At 65.0% G+C, this 17462-nt stretch carries 18 protein-coding genes; 5 read left to right on the top strand and 13 right to left on the bottom strand.

Annotated elements, in window-relative coordinates; translation table 11 throughout:
- The first annotated feature begins 99 nt into the window (after window positions 1-99).
- Both EN862_RS05295 and hutH read left to right on the top strand, forming a co-directional pair.
- A complete protein-coding gene (locus EN862_RS05295; RefSeq protein ID WP_127868682.1) occupies window positions 100-1101 on the top strand; it encodes an ornithine cyclodeaminase family protein in 1002 nt (333 codons plus the stop codon).
- Window positions 1098-2594, top strand: a complete 1497-nt coding sequence (gene hutH, locus EN862_RS05290; RefSeq protein ID WP_127868681.1) for a histidine ammonia-lyase — start codon at window positions 1098-1100, stop codon at window positions 2592-2594. Before EN862_RS05295 ends, hutH begins: the two co-directional genes overlap by 4 nt.
- A gap of 18 nt (window positions 2595-2612) precedes the next feature.
- Here hutH and EN862_RS05285 read toward each other — a convergent pair whose 3' ends face one another.
- The 13 genes from EN862_RS05285 to EN862_RS05225 form a co-directional block, all read right to left on the bottom strand.
- Entirely contained in the window at window positions 2613-3416 is an 804-nt protein-coding gene (locus EN862_RS05285) for a 3-methyl-2-oxobutanoate hydroxymethyltransferase (RefSeq protein ID WP_127868680.1), read from the bottom strand.
- A gap of 39 nt (window positions 3417-3455) precedes the next feature.
- Entirely contained in the window at window positions 3456-3770 is a 315-nt protein-coding gene (locus EN862_RS05280; RefSeq protein WP_127868679.1) for a MocE family 2Fe-2S type ferredoxin, read from the bottom strand.
- 27 nt (window positions 3771-3797) lie between these two features.
- Window positions 3798-4895 carry a fatty acid desaturase family protein gene (locus EN862_RS05275; RefSeq protein WP_189400934.1) on the bottom strand — a complete coding sequence of 366 codons (1098 nt, stop codon included), beginning with the start codon at window positions 4893-4895 and terminating at the stop codon, window positions 3798-3800.
- A 15-nt stretch (window positions 4896-4910) separates the two neighbouring features.
- Window positions 4911-5825 (bottom strand): sugar phosphate isomerase/epimerase, encoded by a 915-nt coding sequence (locus EN862_RS05270; protein WP_127868677.1) that lies wholly within the window; start codon window positions 5823-5825, stop codon window positions 4911-4913.
- A gap of 51 nt (window positions 5826-5876) precedes the next feature.
- Entirely contained in the window at window positions 5877-6965 is a 1089-nt protein-coding gene (locus EN862_RS05265; protein ID WP_127868676.1) for a Gfo/Idh/MocA family oxidoreductase, read from the bottom strand.
- Between the two features lie 83 nt (window positions 6966-7048).
- A complete protein-coding gene (locus EN862_RS05260) occupies window positions 7049-8116 on the bottom strand; it encodes an ABC transporter ATP-binding protein (RefSeq protein WP_127868675.1) in 1068 nt (355 codons plus the stop codon).
- Window positions 8116-8904 carry an ABC transporter permease gene (locus EN862_RS05255; RefSeq protein ID WP_127868674.1) on the bottom strand — a complete coding sequence of 263 codons (789 nt, stop codon included), beginning with the start codon at window positions 8902-8904 and terminating at the stop codon, window positions 8116-8118. The genes EN862_RS05260 and EN862_RS05255 overlap by 1 nt, the downstream gene beginning before the upstream one ends.
- Window positions 8904-9773, bottom strand: a complete 870-nt coding sequence (locus tag EN862_RS05250) for an ABC transporter permease (protein ID WP_127868673.1) — start codon at window positions 9771-9773, stop codon at window positions 8904-8906. Before EN862_RS05250 ends, EN862_RS05255 begins: the two co-directional genes overlap by 1 nt.
- A gap of 28 nt (window positions 9774-9801) precedes the next feature.
- Window positions 9802-10866 carry an ABC transporter substrate-binding protein gene (locus EN862_RS05245; RefSeq protein ID WP_127868672.1) on the bottom strand — a complete coding sequence of 355 codons (1065 nt, stop codon included), beginning with the start codon at window positions 10864-10866 and terminating at the stop codon, window positions 9802-9804.
- A gap of 38 nt (window positions 10867-10904) precedes the next feature.
- Window positions 10905-11879: a PfkB family carbohydrate kinase gene (locus EN862_RS05240; protein ID WP_127868671.1), complete on the bottom strand. Its 975-nt coding sequence runs from the start codon at window positions 11877-11879 to the stop codon at window positions 10905-10907.
- Window positions 11876-12907 (bottom strand): ADP-ribosylglycohydrolase family protein, encoded by a 1032-nt coding sequence (locus EN862_RS05235; protein ID WP_127868670.1) that lies wholly within the window; start codon window positions 12905-12907, stop codon window positions 11876-11878. The genes EN862_RS05240 and EN862_RS05235 overlap by 4 nt, the downstream gene beginning before the upstream one ends.
- Window positions 12908-12909: 2 nt before the next feature.
- Window positions 12910-13635, bottom strand: coding sequence for a GntR family transcriptional regulator (locus EN862_RS05230; protein ID WP_127868669.1), 726 nt, complete (start codon window positions 13633-13635; stop codon window positions 12910-12912).
- Between the two features lie 81 nt (window positions 13636-13716).
- A complete protein-coding gene (locus EN862_RS05225) occupies window positions 13717-14487 on the bottom strand; it encodes an IclR family transcriptional regulator C-terminal domain-containing protein (RefSeq protein ID WP_127868668.1) in 771 nt (256 codons plus the stop codon).
- Window positions 14488-14595: 108 nt separating this feature from the next.
- Between EN862_RS05225 and EN862_RS05220 the strand changes: the two genes are divergently transcribed.
- Genes EN862_RS05220 through pcaF form a run of 3 tightly spaced genes read left to right on the top strand, consistent with a single transcriptional unit; the run spans window position 14596 to window position 17459 of the window.
- Window positions 14596-15453 carry a CoA transferase subunit A gene (locus EN862_RS05220; protein WP_127868667.1) on the top strand — a complete coding sequence of 286 codons (858 nt, stop codon included), beginning with the start codon at window positions 14596-14598 and terminating at the stop codon, window positions 15451-15453.
- A complete protein-coding gene (locus tag EN862_RS05215) occupies window positions 15450-16253 on the top strand; it encodes a CoA-transferase subunit beta (RefSeq protein WP_127868666.1) in 804 nt (267 codons plus the stop codon). The genes EN862_RS05220 and EN862_RS05215 overlap by 4 nt, the downstream gene beginning before the upstream one ends.
- Complete coding sequence (gene pcaF, locus EN862_RS05210) at window positions 16254-17459, top strand: 3-oxoadipyl-CoA thiolase (protein WP_127868665.1); 1206 nt, start codon at window positions 16254-16256, stop codon at window positions 17457-17459.
- The last annotated feature ends 3 nt before the right edge of the window (window positions 17460-17462 follow it).

The raw sequence follows: 17462 nt of genomic DNA, 5'->3' as shown, positions 1-17462 counted from the left end.
GAACAGCATAAGCCCGGTCCAGTCCAGAGCTTATCCAACAAACTTTCGTGTCGCCTCTCCGCCTGTTATGGAAGAGCGCGGGCCGACCGAGGGAAACGCATGAAGCCTATCTACATCGACTACCTCAACGCTCTCGACATCGAAGCGCTTGCCATGACCGACGCCGAGATCATCGGCGCCGTCGAGGCCGGGCTCGTCGCGCAGGGCAACGGCCAGACCGTTATCGAGCCGCGTGTCCATCTCGAGCCGGATCCCTCCTTCCACGGCCACTTCAACGTGCTTCGCGGCTATGTGGCGCCACTCGACGCCGCCGGCGTGAAGATCGTCGGCGACTATGTCGACAACTACATGCACGGCCTGCCGTCCGAGTTCGGCATCCTCAATCTTTTCGATCCGCGCACCGGCACGCCGCGCGCCATCCTCGACGCCACCGTCATCACCGACATGCGCACCGGCGCCGTCACCGCCATCGGCGCCAAGCATCTGGCGAAGAAGTCGTCAAAAGTGCTCGCCCATATCGGCGCGCGCGGCACCGCCTATTGGAACGTGCGGCTGCTCGACCATCTTTTCGACTTCGACGAGATCCGCGTCCATTCGCGCCGGCCCGAAAGCCGCGACAGCTTTGCCGCGAAGCTGGCCGCCGATCTCGGCAAGCCGGTCCTGGCCGTGGCCGACTGGAAAAGCTGCGTCGAAGGCGCCGACATCGTCGTCGAGGCCTCGCGGCTGCCGGAACCGCAGCCACTGCTCAAGACCGAATGGATCAAGCGCGGCGCGCTGGTGGTGCCCTATGGCACGATGAGCGCCGTCGAGCTGTCGCTCACCGATATCATGCAGAAGATCGTCGTCGACGACTGGGGCCAGTGCAAGGGCGGCAAGTTCGGCTCGCTGCGCGCCCATGTCGAGACCGGACGGCTGAGCGAGGCGACTTTGCACGCCGAGCTTGGCCAGATCGCGGCCGGCCTCAAGCCAGGCCGGCAGAGCGATGGCGAGACGATCCTGTTCTGGCATCGCGGCCTCTCGCTCTCCGACATTGCGCTCGGCAAGGCCATGCTCGCCAAGGCCGGCGAAAACGGCATTGGCCAAAGGCTGCGCTTCGCATGAGCCCGCTCGTACTCACCGGCGCCGGCGTCAGCATCGAGGATGTGCTTGCCGCCGCGCGCAATGCTTGCAAGGTCGAGGTCACGGCTGGTGTCCTCGAAAAGCTCAACAAGGCTCGCCAGGTCCTCGATGCCGCAGCGGCCGGCGGCCAGCAGATCTATGGGCTGAACACCGGCCTCGGTGCCAATCTCATCACCGCGGTCGAAGGCGACGCGAGCGCCTTCCAGCGCCAGCTGATCGAAGGCCGCAGCGCCGCGGTCGGCGAGGCCCTGCCGGTGCCGGTGGTGCGGGCGGCGATGTTCGCCCGCCTTGCGATGCTCGCTTCCGGCGGCTCGGGCCTGTCGCCGCGCGTGTTTACGGCGCTGGTGGAGGCGCTCAATGCCGGCGTGCATCCGGTGATGCCGTCGCTGGGCTCGATCGGCGCCGGCGACCTCCTGCTGATGACGGCGATCGCCCGCATGCTGATCGGCGACGGCGAAGCCGAATACCAGGGCCGCCGCATGCCTGCCGCCAAGGCGCTGATGATGGCGCGGCTGGCGCCCGTCACGCTCTCGCCGAAGGACGGGCTTTCCCTGATCAACGCCTCGGCGGTTTCCACCGGGACCGGAGCGCTGGCGCTGACCGACGCGCTGTCGGCGCTCGACCAGCAGCAGCAGGCCGGCGCGCTGACGATGGAAGGCATCGGCGCCAACCGCACCATCCTCGATGCGCGCCAGCACCAAGCGCGTCCGGGCGCCTGTCAGCAGCTTGCGGCAAAGGCGCTGCGCGACCTCTTGGCGCGCGATGAGGCGCCGGCGCCGACGACCATCCAGGATCCGCTGTCGATCCGCTGCATGCCCTCGATCCACGGCGCGCTGATCCAGGCGATCGACCATGCGAGGCTTGCGGTCGAGATCGAGCTCAACGCCGCCGCCGACAATCCGCTGGTGCTTGCCGAGGATGAGCTGGTCATGTCGACCGGCAATTTCCACACCGCATCGCTGGCGCTCGCCTTCGAGACGCTCGGCCTGGCGATCGCGCAATGCGCGGCGGCTTCAGCCGCCCGCTTCGTCCAGCTCACCGGCTCGACCCGGCACGGCCTGCCGAAATATCTCTCACCGGTCGGCGGCGCCTCGGCGGGCTTCGTGCCGCTGCAGAAGACGGTGACGGCGATCCTGGCCGCCATCCGCCACAAGGCCAATCCGGTGATGCTCGATTTCCTGCCCGTGTCCGAGGGCGTCGAGGATCACGCCACGCAGACGCCGCTCGCCGTCGCGAAATGCGCCGAGATGATCGTGCTGTGGCGGCGGCTGATCGCCTTCGAGCTGATGGCGGCAGCGCAGGCCATCGATTTGCGCGAGGGCGCCACGCTCGCGCCGGCCACCGGCGCAATCCACACGGCCGTGCGCTCGCATGTGGCGACGCTGAAGGAAGACAGGCCGCTCGGCATCGATGCCGAGGCGCTTTACGCTGCTCTCGCCAGCGGAATTTGGCAAGGCCCTCCGGCAACGGGCTGAAGCTTTTCGACTCTTGCTTCAGGGCTTTGCGTCCACCTTCCTCATGAAGAGGGTGAGCTCGTCCGGATCCATACGCACGATATGCCTGTCTTCGGGATAGGCGCCGCTGTTGACGTCGGCGATATATTCGGAAAACGCGGCGATGCGCTCCTGCTGCAGCCGGTCATATTCGGCGGCGAAGTTGCGATAGACCTTTGAGTGGCGCGGCAAGTGACCGCGATTGGCGCCGAGAATATCCTCGGCAAACAGATATTGCGCGTCGCAGCCCCTGCCGGCGCCCATCGACAGCATGATCAGCGAAGTGCGCTCGGAGATCGCCTTCGCCACCTCCACCGGCACCACTTCGATCTCGGCGCCGATGGCGCCGGCGGCTTCCAGCTGCTTGACCGCCTCGAAGACCTGCATGGCGGTGTCGGCGGTCTTGCCGACCGCCTTGAAGCCTCCCGTCCAGGTCGCGCGGGAAGGAATGAGGCCGACATGGCCGATCACCGGAATGGCATCGTCGGCCATGCGCTTGATCGTGGCGTAGCCGGCGCTGCAATAGACCGCGTCGGCGCCGGCCTTGTAGAGCCGGAACGACCATCGCAGGAAATCGTCCGCCGTGCCGATTTCGAAGAAATTCTCGCCGGGCATGGTGAAGAGGCTGGGCGCCGCGTCGCGGTACTGCGGATTGAGCACCAATTCCGGCGGCACCGAGACGATATCGATGCCGGCGCGCTCGGCGGCCTCGGCTTCCTCCAGCGTCAGCACGCGCAGCATGGTCAATTGCCGCTTGCCCTTCATGGCGCGCAGATCGGCGACGGTCGGTCTCTTTCGGCTCATCGGACTTCGGTTCCCTCTATGTGTTGCGGCGCGTTGCTGTCAGCCGATATCGATCATCACCTTACCGGCCTCGACCTTGACCGGAAAGGTTCTGAGGTTGACGCAGACCGGCGCGCCCTTGGCCTGGCCGGTCTTGTAGTTGAAGCGGCCATTGTGCTTCGGGCATTCGATGATGTCGTCCATCACCAGCCCGTCGGCGAGATGCGCTTGTTCGTGCGTGCAGAAGCCATCGGTGGCGAAGAACTGATCGTCAGGCGAACGGTAGATCGCGAAGCTGCGGCCGCCGTGGTCGAAGCGGATCACATCCTCCCCGTCCACGTCGTCGACCGCGCATGCTTCGACCCAGTCCGCCATCGTCTGTCTCCGAGTTGCCCGCGTCGCCTATTCGGCGGCCGCGGCCGTTATGTCGAGATCATGGAACTCGCCGCGATAGGGCTTGGCAGTCGGCGGCAATTCGCGCTTGAGGTAAAAATCCTCGTATTTCAGCTGCCTGAGCAGAACCGGCCAGACCTCGCGATAGGCGTGCCACATCGACGGGTTCGCCACCGGCAGATCGTGCTTGATCAGCTCATGCAGCTTCGGAAGCGCGTGATAAGGCACCATCGGGAACATGTGATGCTCCACATGATAGTTCATGTTCCAGTAGATGAACCGGCTGACTGGGTTCATGTAGACGGTGCGCGTGTTCAGCCGATGGTCGGTGACGTTGTCGGCGAGCCCGATATGCTGCAGCAGGCCGGTCAGCACCATGTGCCAGGTGCCGTAGAGGCGCGGCAGGCCGATCAGCACCAGCGGTATCCATGATCCAAGCGCGATCGCGACAGCGATCGTCGCGGCATAGACCACCATGTGCCAGCGCGCCGCGATCACCGCCTTGTGCTGCTCCATCTGCGGGATGTAGCTCTTCTCGTCATCCGACAATGTGCCGAAGGCCTGGCGCACCAGCGTCGGCAGCGAGTAGCGGAAATCGAGGATGCCGGTGAAGGCCAAAGCCGCCTTGAGGAGGTCCGGCGGCCGCATCACCGCGATCTCGGCGTCGCGGCCGACGATGATGGTGTCGGTGTGGTGGCGCGCATGGCTCCAGCGCCACTGCACCGGATTGCGCATCAGCATGAAGGAAGCGATGTGATAGACGACGTCGTTCATCCAGCGCGTTCGGAAGGCGGTGCCATGGCCGCATTCGTGCCAACGCGAGTCGCTCGACGAGCCGTAGAGCACGCCATAGACGAACAGGAACGGCACGACCCACCACGTGCCCCAGAACCAGACGGTGCCGGCCGCCGAGCCCAGGATCGCGACGACCCAGATGATGGTGTCGCGGATCGCCGGCCCGTCCGAGCGCTGCATCAATTCCTTCATAGTCTTGCGCGGTACATCCGTGTGATACCACTCGGCCGAGGCGAGCCCGGTCTCGATCGCCCGGCGCGTGCTTTCGCCGACAAGGCTGTAGTCGCGCTTGGTGCTGGAGGCCGCCGTCATCATCCCTCCCCGCAATCAAAGCCCGTTCGCGCGGAATTTGCCGTCGAGGAATCTCTTGGCGCGCGGCACGTCGTCCTCGGTCAGATGCTCGATGATCACCGGGATGTTCGGATGCTTCTCGCTGAGCCGCTTGAGGTAGAGGTCGTAGTTCAGCGCGCCCAGCCCCGGCGCCGGCAATTCGATCTCGCCGACGCCGCGGAACGTCAGCCCCTCATGCGCGTCCGCGTCGCCGATATCGGCATGCTTTTCCGTCTTGTCGCTGCCCGAACGCTTCACGTCCTTGGCATGCGCGATCCTGATCTTGTCGGTCAGCGTATCGAACACCTGGTTCAGCACCTGATCCATACGGTCGATGTTATGCGCCTCGAAATAATTGGTCGGGTCCATCAAAAGACCAAGTCCGGGATGGTCGACCTGCGCGAACATTCTCACCGTCTCCTCGACCGAGCCGACGACATTGTTGACATAGGTCTCGAGCAGGAACACCGCGCCGTGATCGTAAGCCGTCTGCGCGAGGTTGGAGATCACCTTGCGGCATTCCTCGAAGCCTTCCTCGGTCTTGTTCTTGGGATGATGCACCCAGTCGGACTCGGTGTTGAAGGTACCAGTCTCGGAGATCACGTAAGGCGAGCCGAAGTCGCGCGCGTTACGGATGATCTCCTTGAGATAGGCAAGCCGCCGGTCCCGCTCTCCCTTGTCCGGATGGATGATATTGGTGTAGCCGGACACGCAGCAGACCGGCAGGTTATGGTCGCGAAACGTGTCGCGCACCTTCCTCGCCTTGTCCTTGGTGATCTGCCCGGCCGACAGGTCGATGTCCTTGAAATGCAGGTCGAGCTGCACGGTGTTGAATCCGAGCGCCCGGATGCGTCTTGCCGATTCCTCCAAACCGTAGGGGAAATAGCCTGTGAAGATACCTGCCTGCATCATGAGGTGAAGTCCTCCGGGTAAGCGATTCAGTTGCCGCGTCTTTCGGCTGCCTCAGTCGACGCGGATTTCGGACAGCCTGACGGTGCGGCCCTCCGCCATCGAGCGGTAGCCGGCCTCGACCAGCGCCATGGTCTTGACGTTGTCGGCGACCGACAGCGCCGGCGGCGTTCCGGTCTTCAGCGCATATTGCAGCTGTTCCATGACGCCGATGAAGGCGTGCGGGAACCACATCGTCTCCCAGCTTGGGCTGACCCATTTCCCGCCCGTCGTCTCGGTCGAGGCATAGGTCAGCGTCGAGGCGATGCCCTTCGGCCAGCCGATCGTGCCCTTGGCAACGCCCTTGGTGCCGTCGACGCGCCAGGCGATGTGCTGGTCGTCGTCGTAGCCTTCCTGGCGCGGACCGGACCAGACATCCTCCAGCGATACCGCGAGCACGCCGGACGGAAAGCGCAATGTCGAAACGGTAATGCCGTCGGAATGGTCGAATTTCGTGCGCGGGTCCTTGCGCGTCAGCGTGGTGATCTCGTCGGGATCGCCGAACAGGAAGCGCAGCACGTCGAGATGATGCACGCTCATATTGGCGAGCGTCAGCCGGTCGTAATCGGCCAGGAATGTCTGCCAGTGCGGGATCGCGTGCATGTCGATCTCGGCAAAGACGATCTCGCCAAGCGCGCCGCTGCCGATGATCTGCTTCAACACGCGCATCGATTGGTCGTAGCGCATGTTCTGGTTGACCGAGAGAATCTTGCCGGAGGCAGCCGCCTCGTCGCGCAGCCTGACCGCTTCCTCGACCGTGAGCGCCAGCGGCTTCTGCGCCAGGATCGCCTTGATGTGCGGCTCCTTCAGGGCATGGCGGATCAGCGCCGGTTGCTGGTCGGGAGGAAAGGCAAGGTCGACGATCTCGACGCTGATGTCCTCGATCAATTGCTCCGGCGTGTCGTGGACGGTCGGGATATGCCAGCGATCCGCCACCTTCCCGGCATTCGCCCTGGTTCGGGAAGCGATCGCCACCACCGGAAAGCCAGCTTGCGCATAGGCAGCGAGATGGCATTCGGCCATGATCATGCCGGCGCCGATACAGCCGATCCGGTAGTCCTTGACCCGGACCTTCACATCCGGCTCGAAACCCGTACTCGCCATCCATTCCTCCCGTCGAGGACTGGATATAACGCGATGCTCCGGGCCTCAGCCAAGGCCCGCGCCATCATTTCCCATCAGCGAGATCAGGCGGCCGCGATCAGCACCGTGCTATCCGGCGACCAGCTGAGCACCACCGGCTGGCCCTCGGCCAGCCGCTCGGCGCCGGTGTTTTGGACGATCACCTTCAGCGCCTGGCCATCGCGGTCGACGAAATAGGTGCTGTTGTTGCCGGCGAAGATGCGCTTCGAGACCTGTCCCGTGAGCATATTGGCGTTGGCTGGATCGGGCTTTGCCGCGCCGGTCGCAATCCGGATGCGCTCGGGCCGAACCGCGCAGCTCGCCTTGGCGCCCGCCGGCACCGACGCGCCTGTCGAAGCCGCGATCGTTGTGCCATCCGGAAGCTTGATCCCCGAGCCGGTCGCATCGCCGCGAAAGATGTTGGCGTCGCCGAGAAAGGTCGCGGCGAACTCGCTTTGCGGCCGGTCGTAGATTTCCTCGGGCGGTCCCTCCTGCACCAGGCGGCCGTCGCGCAGGATGCCGATCCGGTCGCTCATCGTCAGCGCCTCTTCCTGGTCGTGGGTGACGAAGATGGTGGTGATGCCGATCTCGCGCTGGATGCGCTTCAGCTCGATCTGCATGTCGACGCGCAGCGCCTTGTCGAGCGCGCCGAGCGGCTCGTCGAGCAACAGCACGCGCGGCTTGGTGACGATGGCCCGCGCCAGCGCCACGCGCTGGCGCTGGCCGCCGGAAAGCTGGTGCGGCTTGCGCCCGCCGAGCTTGCCTAGCTGCACCAGATCGAGCGCGCGCTGAACCTCTGTCGCGATCGTCGCCTTAGGTTCACCACGCACCGAAAGGCCGAAGGCGATATTGTCGGCGACGCTCATATTGGGAAACAGCGCATAGTTCTGGAACACCATGCCGATGCGCCGCTTCTCGACCGGCACGCGCTCGACGCTTTCGCCGCCGATGGCGATGCGGCCGCTATCGGGAAAATCGAAGCCGGCAATCTGCCTGAGCAGCGTGGTCTTGCCGCTGCCGGACGGCCCGAGCAGCGCATAGAATCCGCCATCGGCGAAATCGATCGAGACATCATCCAGCGCCTTGTGCGCGCCGAAGCTGCGGGAGACGTTCGCGACCTGGACGCCAGCCATTATTTCTCTCCGCCGAATTTGAAGAAGCGCGCCGTGAGCAGCATCAGCGCCATCGACACCACAATGATGATCGTCGAGACCGCGTTGATCTCGGGCGTGAAGCCTTTGCGGATCGCGGCATAGATCTCAACCGGCAGCGTCGTCTGGCCGGGCGTCGACAGAAAGTAGGAGACCACGAACTGGTCGAACGACACGGCGAAGGCGAACAGCCCGCCGGCGATCACACCGGGCATGATCCAGGGCAAGGTCACCCGCATGGTCACCTGCCACTGGTTGGCGCCGAGCGAGCGCGCCGCCTCTTCCAGTTCAGGCGCGAAGGTCTGCAGCCGCGCCGAGACGACGACGATCACATAAGGCAGCGCCAGCGCGACATGGCCGAGCAGGATGGCCACCAGACCTCGCCCGATGCCGACGCCGAAGAAGAAGATCAGCATCGCCGTGCCGGTGATCAGCCACGGAATGGCGATCGGCGGGAAGAGCAGCGCTTGCAGGACTTTCTTGCCGCGGAACTCGTAGCGATAGAGCGCGAGCGAGGCCATCGAGCCAAGCACCGTCGAGATCAAAGTGGTGATGACCGCGATCTCGATGCTGTTCCAGGTCGCCGCGATCAACTGGTCGTTCTGCCAGAGGGAGGCGTACCAGTCCGTCGTCCACTCGAACGGCAATTGGTAGAAGGGCGAGGCATTGAAGGACATCGCAGCCATGATGATGATCGGCAAATAGAGGAAGCCGAGCAAAAGCGCGATGTAGAAGCGCCCGAGCCCTTCGAGCATGCGCGTCGTCGCCATCAGCCGGCCCTCCGTAGGACGGGCGCGGCCAGCGCCAGAATGATCAGCACGACGGCGAGCAGGATGAAGGAAAGTGCTGCGCCCAGCGGCCAGTTGAAGACGGCGACAAACTGGTCCTCGATGACCGTGCCGTAGAAAGTGCCGGTGCGGCCGCCGAGGATGCGCGGCTCCATGAAAGAGCCGACGACCGGTACGAAGATAAGCGCGGCACCGGCGATCAGCCCTGGCATCGACAGCGGGATGATGACGCGCCACAGCACTTGCCGCCGCGATGCGCCGAGCGAACGCCCCGCCTCGATCAGCGAGTCGTCGATGGCCTGCAACGTCAGATAACAGGTCAGCACCATGTAGGGCACATAGGAGTGCACCAGGCCGATGATGACGGCCGGATAGGAATACATGAGATCGATGTTGATCTTGAACGGCAGCACCGCGTTGAGCGCTGTGTCGAGGATGCCGCCTTCGCGCAGCACCATCGCCCAGGAGAAGATGCGCACCAGCCCGTTCGACCAGAAGGGCAGGATGACGAGCAGGAAGATCGCTTCGCGGCTGCGCCCTTTCAGCACCTTGGCTAGCACATAGGCCGCCGGATAGCCGATGACGACGCACCACAGCGTCACTTCGAGGCCGAGCCGCAGCGACGCGAAGAGGAGCGTCGAATAGAGGCTTTGCGAAAAGAACGCCGCGTAATTGCCGAGCGTGAACGACCACTCCTTTCCGGCCAGCGGCAGGTCGGTCATGAAGGAGAAGAACACCATGGCCGACAGCGGCAGGAAGATCGCCACCGTCAGCCACAGATAGGCCGGAAGGAGAAGCGGCAGGGCCGGCCTCAGTCCGCGGCGCGAACCGATCGCAAGCTGGTCAGCCATTCTGCCTCTCCTCCCCGAAAGACATCGATTACTTCACGTTGACCTTCAGTTCCTGCCACAGCGCCAGGTACTTCTCGCGCTGCGCGTCGGTGACCGGCGCCTGGAACTGGATACGCTTGGCGACGTCCGGGCTGCCCATGACCTTGCGGTTGAAGGCGTCCTCGGGCAGCGCGTCGACCGCCTTGGTGTTGGCCGAAACCGGCGCGCCGACCTTGGTGACCCATTCGACATAGAATTTCGGATCGATCATGTAGTTGATGAAGGCCTCGGCGCCGGCGACGTTCTTGGAGCCGACGGGGATCGAGAAGGCGTCGAGCCAGGCGACTGCGCCTTCCTGCGGGATGACCAGCGAGACCGGCAGCTTGAAATGCGTCTTGGCGCGGTCGGCCGAACCGCTCCAATAGGTGCCGATGTCGATCTGGTTGGAGGCGACCATCTGGTTCCAGTCGTTCTCAGAGCTCCAGAAGGTCTTGACCTGCGGCATCAGCGAGGTGAGCTTCGCCTTGACCGCGTCCATGTCCTTGATGTCGTTGATGTTCTGCCCCGAAGCGATCGCGCCGAACTGCACCGCCTCGACGGCGTCGTCGCGGATGATGACGCGGCCCTTATGCGCGGGATCCCACATCTCGGCGATGCTCGTCGGCGGCTTGTCGAAGGACTTGTCGTTGATGGCGAGAGCCGTCAGGCCCCACACCCACGGCACGCCATAGACCTTGCCGTCATGGTTGAGCATCGGCGAGCCGGCCTTGTCCTTGGCGATGTCGGCGTAGTTGGAAAGCTTCGAGACGTCGATCGGCTGGATCAGCTTGCCGGCCATCGCCTGGTCGTTGAAGGCGGCGTTGATCATGACGACGTCATAGAGGCCGGGATTGGTGCGGATCTTGGTCAGCATCTCCTGTTCGGAGTTGAAGAAGTCGTTGACCACCTTGAAGCCGGTCGCCTTCTCGAAATTGGCGACCGCCCACGGCTCGTCGGCGCCGTAGCCTTTCCAGTTGAGCACATGCACTTCCTCGGCGGCTTGTGCGGCCAGTGTGAAGGCGGAGACAAAGACGGCGGTGGCCGTCAGGAAAGCGGTCAGTCTGGGCATGCGCATGATATTTCCTCTCATTGTTTGCCCGATTGACGGGCTTGTTAAGTTGCAGTCGCTTCCGCCCGGCCAGGCGCGGTCGTCGCTTCGCCGCGCTCAGCCAGGAATTCCTGGATTTCGAAATTGGTCGGCGCCGAAGACCCGCCATGGCGGGTGACGGAAAGCGCGGCGGCCGCGTTGGCATACCGGGCCGCCTCGCAGGGCGACATGCCTCGCGACAACGCGCTGACGAAGGCGCCGATATGCGTGTCGCCGGCCCCGTTCGTGTCGACCGCCTCCACCTTGAAACCGGGAACCGCGCGGGTGCCGCCATCGGCCATGCGCACCAGGCAGCCATGCGCGCCGGCGCGGATGACGACACCTTCGGCGCTGGGGCAATGCTCGGCCAGCAATCGTATGGCGACGGTCTGGGCGTCGCCGGCGCCCGCTATTTCGGCTGCTTCATTGGTGTTGCAGCTCAACCAGGTCGTACGCGCCAGCACCCTGTCCAGGATCGGGCGCGGAATATCGGCGATCACCGGTGTCGGGTCGAAGACGAAAGGAATGCCGGCCGGCAGCGCCTCGATCCAGTCGGTCAGCGCATCCCGGCTGCCGGGATAGCTCAGCGTATAGCCCGAGGTGAAAACCCAATCGCCGGGAACGGCTTGTACCGGCTTCATCGTGTCTGGCGTTAGCCGGCTCTCGGCGCCCGGCCAGGAGACGAAGGTTCGCTCCGCGTCGCCGCTGATCATGGCGACGCAATTGCCGCTGTCCATGAAGGGCGACGGCGGCGTCAGCGTCTCGATGCCTTCAGCGGCGAAAGCGGCGCGCAGGAAGTCTCCGTCCGGCCCGGTCCCGAGCTGGCCGCCGAACACAACTTTCATGCCGGTGCGGCTTGCCGCGACCATCATGTTGAAGCCGCCGCCGGCGACGCGGGCGTAAGCTGACGCTGTCTTTTCCGTGCCGGCCGCCGGCAACGCATCGATGCGGTAGACGTAATCCACCACCGCGCTGCCGACATGGACGAGCCGCCCGGTCATGCGGCGTCCTCCTTGCCCGGGCCGGATTTGGAGCCGCGTGCCGCGACCAGATCCGCAGCCAGCGCGCGGACCTCCGCGATGTCGATGCCTTTCAGTTCGGCGATGCGATCCTGCGGCAGCTTCGACAGGCCGGCGCAGGCACCCGCCATACCGGCGGCAATCGCCCCGATCGTGTCGGTATCGCCGCCGAGATTGGCGGCAATCACGGCAGCCCGCCAGGCATCGCCTTGCGCGACCTCCAGCACCGCGAAGGCGGCCGGCACCGATTCCTGGCTGGCGACGCCGGTGCCGACCAGGTCGACGATCAGCGTGATCGCTTCCTTCTCTGCCTTGCCGCGGACAAGCTCCTGCGCCCAGGCAATACGGGCGGCGATGTCGCCGCCGGTGACCCAATGGCCAAGGCTGGCGCCGAGCCCCGCCGCCGCGACGGCATGGCCGCAAGCGGCGCGCCAGTCGCCGCCCGAGACGCCGAGGCTGACAGCGGCGGCAACGGCACTAGCGGAAGCTATTGCGATCGATGTGTTGTGCGTGGCCCGGCAGGTTTCCGCCACCTTGGCGACCAGCGCGCCAAGCGGCTCCGGCGGCATCATGATGCCGACCGGCCCGATGCGCATCGCCGCGCCATTGGTGTCGCCGCCGCGCCCGGCCTCTTCGGCCGGCACGCCGCTGTTGATGGCATCGATGGCGCGCTTGGTCGATGGTCCGAGCAGGTCGTAGCTCCCGCGCGCCTTGACGTCGCGCTCCCAGTCAAGCAGCGCGTTGACCCAGCGCGCATGGTCGAAACGCTCGCCGGACTCGACCAGGATGCGGCCAAGCAGCAGCGCCTGCTCGGTGTCGTCGGTGATCGCGCCGGCCGGCAGCCCCTTCGACACCGGATGGTCGTCGGAAGGCGCGACGAAACCCTCGACATGGCCGTAAAGCTCGACGATGCGGCCCGGCGACAGAAGCTGCGTCGGCATGCCCAGCGCATCGCCAAGCGCCCCGCCGACCAGCGCGCCCATTGCCCGATCTATCGCCTCCCCCGCCATGCTCAGAACTCCAGATGCAGCGCGAAATGCGCCGGGTTGAGCAGACTGGTGACGAATTCGATGGCGCGTCCGTCGGCGGCGCGCGTCAGGCGGCGGGTGCGCAGGAACGGTGTGCCCGGCGCGCAGGCTAGGATCGCGGCGTCGGCCGCGCTCAGCATCTCGATGTCGACCCATTCCTCGCCGTGATCGGGAATAAGCCCTGCCCCGCGCAGCGTCTGGTGCAGCGTGCCTTCGCGCAGGCCGCGCAGGGGAATGTCTTCCAGTTCAGGCGATAGCGGCAGGCGGCTGCGCTCGATCGAAATGGCGTGGCCGTCATCGGCATTGGTGCGGGCGCGGTCGACGGCGATGAAGGATGGGCTCTCGACCCCGAGCCTGGCCGCCAGCTCCGCGTCCTCGATGATCTCGAGCCGCAAGGTGCGGGTCTCGGCATTGGCACCCGCATTGGCAAGCGCGCGCGACCAGCCGATCGCGTCGTCGACCGGCATGCCGTCGAAGGTGACGAAGGAGCCGATGCCGACCTTGGTGGTGATAAGGCCCCGGCTCGACAGTTCCTCGAGCCCCTTGCGGATCGTGTTGCGGCTGACGGAGAAGCGCTGGACGAGCTCGTTCTCGCTCTGCAGGCGGTCGCCGAAGCCGAGCACGCCGGAGCGGATCTCATGCTCCAGGACCGTCGCGATTTGCTCGGGCTTGCCCGTGCCGGGAGAGAGCTGCATCGCGCGACGGGCCATATCGATACCTGTTCAATGAACCTGTATAGTCCTGTTCATTAGCGCATCTGAAATGAAGCGTCAACACGCCTCGACCGACCTTTAAACGAAGAAGAACTCCTCCACCCGCTGCTTTGCCTGCCGCAGCACCGGCAGGATGTCGCGCTCCATCGCCTCGACCGAGAAACGCGCCGACTGCGTCGAGACATTGATGGCGGCGACTGTGCGGCCGGCGCGATCGACGATCGGCACCGCGATCGAGCGCAGGCCGGGCTCCAGCTCCTCGTCGACGATGGCGAAGCCGTCCGCCCTCGCCCTTTCGATGGCCTTGCCGAGCGCGGCCCGGCTGGTGATCGTCTTCGGCGTTCGCCGTTCGATGGTCGCTTGCGCAAGGAAGGCCTTTAAATCGTCCGCCGCCAGGCCGGAAAGCAGCACGCGCCCCATCGACGTGCAATAGGCCGGCAGCCTGGTGCCGACATCGAGCGCGACGCTCAAGATTCGCCGTCCGGGAATGCGCGCAACATAGACGACGTCCTCGCCCGACAGCACCGCCGCATTGCAGGCTTCGTCGAATTTCCCCGCTACCTCGCGCATAATGGGCGCGGCGAAGGTCCAAAGCGATGCTCCGCCGAGCCAGGTCCGCGCGACGGTCAAGAGACGCGGCGACAGCGAGAACAGCCGGCCGGACTGCGTCGCATAACCCGTGGCGACCAACGTCAGCAGAAAGCGGCGGGCGCCTGCGCGGGTCAGGTCAGCCTCTTCGGCCATCTCGGTCAGCGTCATGCCGGCCGGATGGCGCGCGAGGATTTCCATCACCGTGAGGCCCCGTTCCAGCGAGCCGACATGATCGCGTGAGATCGATTCCTCTTCCACGAACCTCTCCAGGCCAGCGTTGACTCGAGGCAAAGTTTGGAGCTAAAAGTATCTTATATAAAACACATGTTCGCAATACGAACTTTTTTGAATCTAGGGAGCCTGGAGATGGTCAAGTTCCTGCCGCTGAGAGAGGCGGTCGCGGAAAACCTGCATGACGGCGACACAGTCGCCTTCGAGGGCTTCACTCATTTGATCCCGACCGCCGCCGCGCATGAGGCGATCCGCCAGGGCTTTCGCGACCTCACTCTCATCCGCATGACGCCCGACCTGATCTACGACCAGATGATCGGCATGGGCATGGCGAAGAAGATAATCTTCTCCTATGTCGGCAATCCGGGCGTCGGCCTGCTGCGACGCGCCCGCGACGCCATCGAGAACGGCTTTCCGCGGTCGATCGAGGTCGAGGAGCACAGCCACGCCGGCATGGCCAACGCCTATGAGGCGGGCGCCGCCGGCTTGCCCTGCGCGGTGTTCCGCGGCTATCGCGGCGCCGGTCTCGCTTCGGTCAATCCGAACATCAAATCGGTCACTTGCCCCTTCACCGGCGAGGCGCTGGCCGCCGTTCCGGCGATAAGGCCCGACGTCACCTTCGTCCACGCGCAGAAGGCGGACCGGAAAGGCAATGTGCTGGTCGAGGGCATCATCGGCATCCAGAAGGAAGCGGTGCTGGCGGCAAAGCGCGCGGTCGTGACGGTCGAGGAGGTGGTCGACAATTTCGACGACCTCCACCCCAACCTCACCGTGTTGCCAAGCTGGACGATTGCGGCGATTTCCGTCGTGCCGGGCGGCTCGCATCCCTCCTACACGCATGGCTATTATGAGCGTGACAACGCCGCCTATCTCGAATGGGACGAGATCGCCGCCGACCGCGACCGCTTCCAGGCATGGATGCAGAAGAATGTTATCGAGAGCAGCGCCGACGACTTTGCCAGCCGCGTCGAGCATCTGAGGAAAGCCGCATGAGCGACACGAAGGATCTGGGTTTCAGCCCAAACGAGATGATGACGATCGCCGCCAGCCGCGCCTTGAAAAGCGACGACGTCTGCTTCGTCGGCATCGGCGCGCCATCGGCCGCCTGCAACGTCGCGCGGCTGACGCATGCGCCCGACATCACGCTGATCTATGAGAGCGGCACCATCGGTACCGCGCCCGACGTTTTGCCGCTGTCGATCGGCGACGGCGAATTGTGCGAGACGGCGGTCACCACCGTCGCAGTGCCGGAGATGTTCCGCTATTGGCTGCAGGGCGGCCGTATCTCGATCGGCTTCCTGGGCGCCGCCCAGCTCGACAAGTTCGGCAACATCAACACCACCGTCATCGGCGACTATGCGCATCCCAAGACCCGCCTGCCCGGCGGCGGCGGCGCGCCGGAAATCGCCACCTCGTCGAGACAGGTCTACATCACCATGGCGCAGTCGAAGCGCGGCATGGTCGAAAAGATCGACTTCTTCACCTCCTTCGGCCATGGCGAAGGCGGCGATCATCGCCGGCGGCTCGGCATTAACACCGCCGGCCCGACGCTTTTGATCACCGACCTCGCCATCTGGAAGCCGGACCCGGTGACCAAGGAGTTCACCGTCGTGTCGCTGCATCCAGGCGTCAGCCGCGAGCAGGTGCAGGAGACTTGTGGCTGGATCGTAAAATTCGCCGAGGCCCTTGACGAGACAACGCCGCCGACGGAACTCGAGCTGAAGACATTGCGCGACCTGCAGGCCCGCACCAAGGCGGCGCATCAGGGGACCGCCAAAGGGAAAGCTGCATAAATGGCTGAAGCCTTCATCTGCGATTATATCCGTACGCCCATCGGCCGCTTCGGCGGTTCGCTGTCCTCCGTGCGCGCCGACGATCTCGGTGCCATCCCGTTGCGGGCGCTCGTTGAGCGCAACAAGGATCTCGACTGGACCGCAATCGACGACGTCGTCTATGGCTGCGCCAACCAGGCCGGCGAGGACAACCGCAACGTGGCGCGCATGGCGCTGCTTCTTGCCGGCCTCCCGCAGGACATTCCCGGTTCCACGGTCAACCGCCTGTGCGGTTCGGGCATGGATGCCGTCACCATCGCCGCGCGCGCCATCAAATCAGGCGAGGCCGAGCTGATGATCGCCGGCGGCGTGGAATCGATGAGCCGCGCGCCTTTCGTGATGCCGAAGGCCGACGCAGCTTTCTCGCGCAATGCCGAGATCTACGACACCACCATCGGCTGGCGCTTCGTCAACCCGCTGATGAAGAAGCAGTATGGCGTCGATTCCATGCCGGAGACCGGCGAGAACGTCGCTGAGGATTTTTCCGTCTCACGCGCTGACCAGGACGCCTTCGCCGTGCGCAGCCAGGACAAGGCCGTGGCCGCGCAAGAGAGTGGCCGGCTGGCGAAGGAGATCACGCCGGTGACGATCCCGCAGAAGAAGGGCGATGCAATCGTCGTCTCGAAGGACGAGCATCCGCGCGCAGGCACCACCATCGAGACGCTGGCCAAACTGCCGACGCCGTTCCGCCAGGGCGGCACGGTGACCGCCGGCAACGCATCCGGCGTCAATGACGGCGCGGCCGCCCTCATCATCGCTTCGGAGGCGGCGGCAAGGAAGCATGGCCTGACGCCGATCGCCCGCATCCTCGGTGGTGCCGTCGCTGGCGTGGCGCCGCGCATCATGGGCATTGGCCCCGCCCCGGCCACGAACAAGCTTTGCGCCCGCCTCGGCCTGACGCCCGAGCAGTTCGACGTGGTCGAATTGAACGAGGCCTTCGCCTCGCAAGGCATCGCGGTGCTGCGCCAGCTCGGCATCGCCGAGGACGCCGCGCACGTCAATCCGAACGGCGGCGCGATCGCGCTCGGTCACCCGCTCGGCATGTCGGGCGCGCGCATCACCGGCACGGCGGCGCTGGAGCTCAGCGAGCGCGGCGGCAAGCTGGCTCTGGCCACCATGTGTATCGGCGTCGGCCAGGGGATTGCGATCGCGCTCGAACGCGTCTGAGCG

The organism is Mesorhizobium sp. M2E.F.Ca.ET.219.01.1.1 (assembly GCF_004016445.2).
In the GTDB taxonomy this organism is placed as follows: domain Bacteria; phylum Pseudomonadota; class Alphaproteobacteria; order Rhizobiales; family Rhizobiaceae; genus Mesorhizobium.
This window is presented reverse-complemented; position numbering and strand designations above follow the sequence as displayed.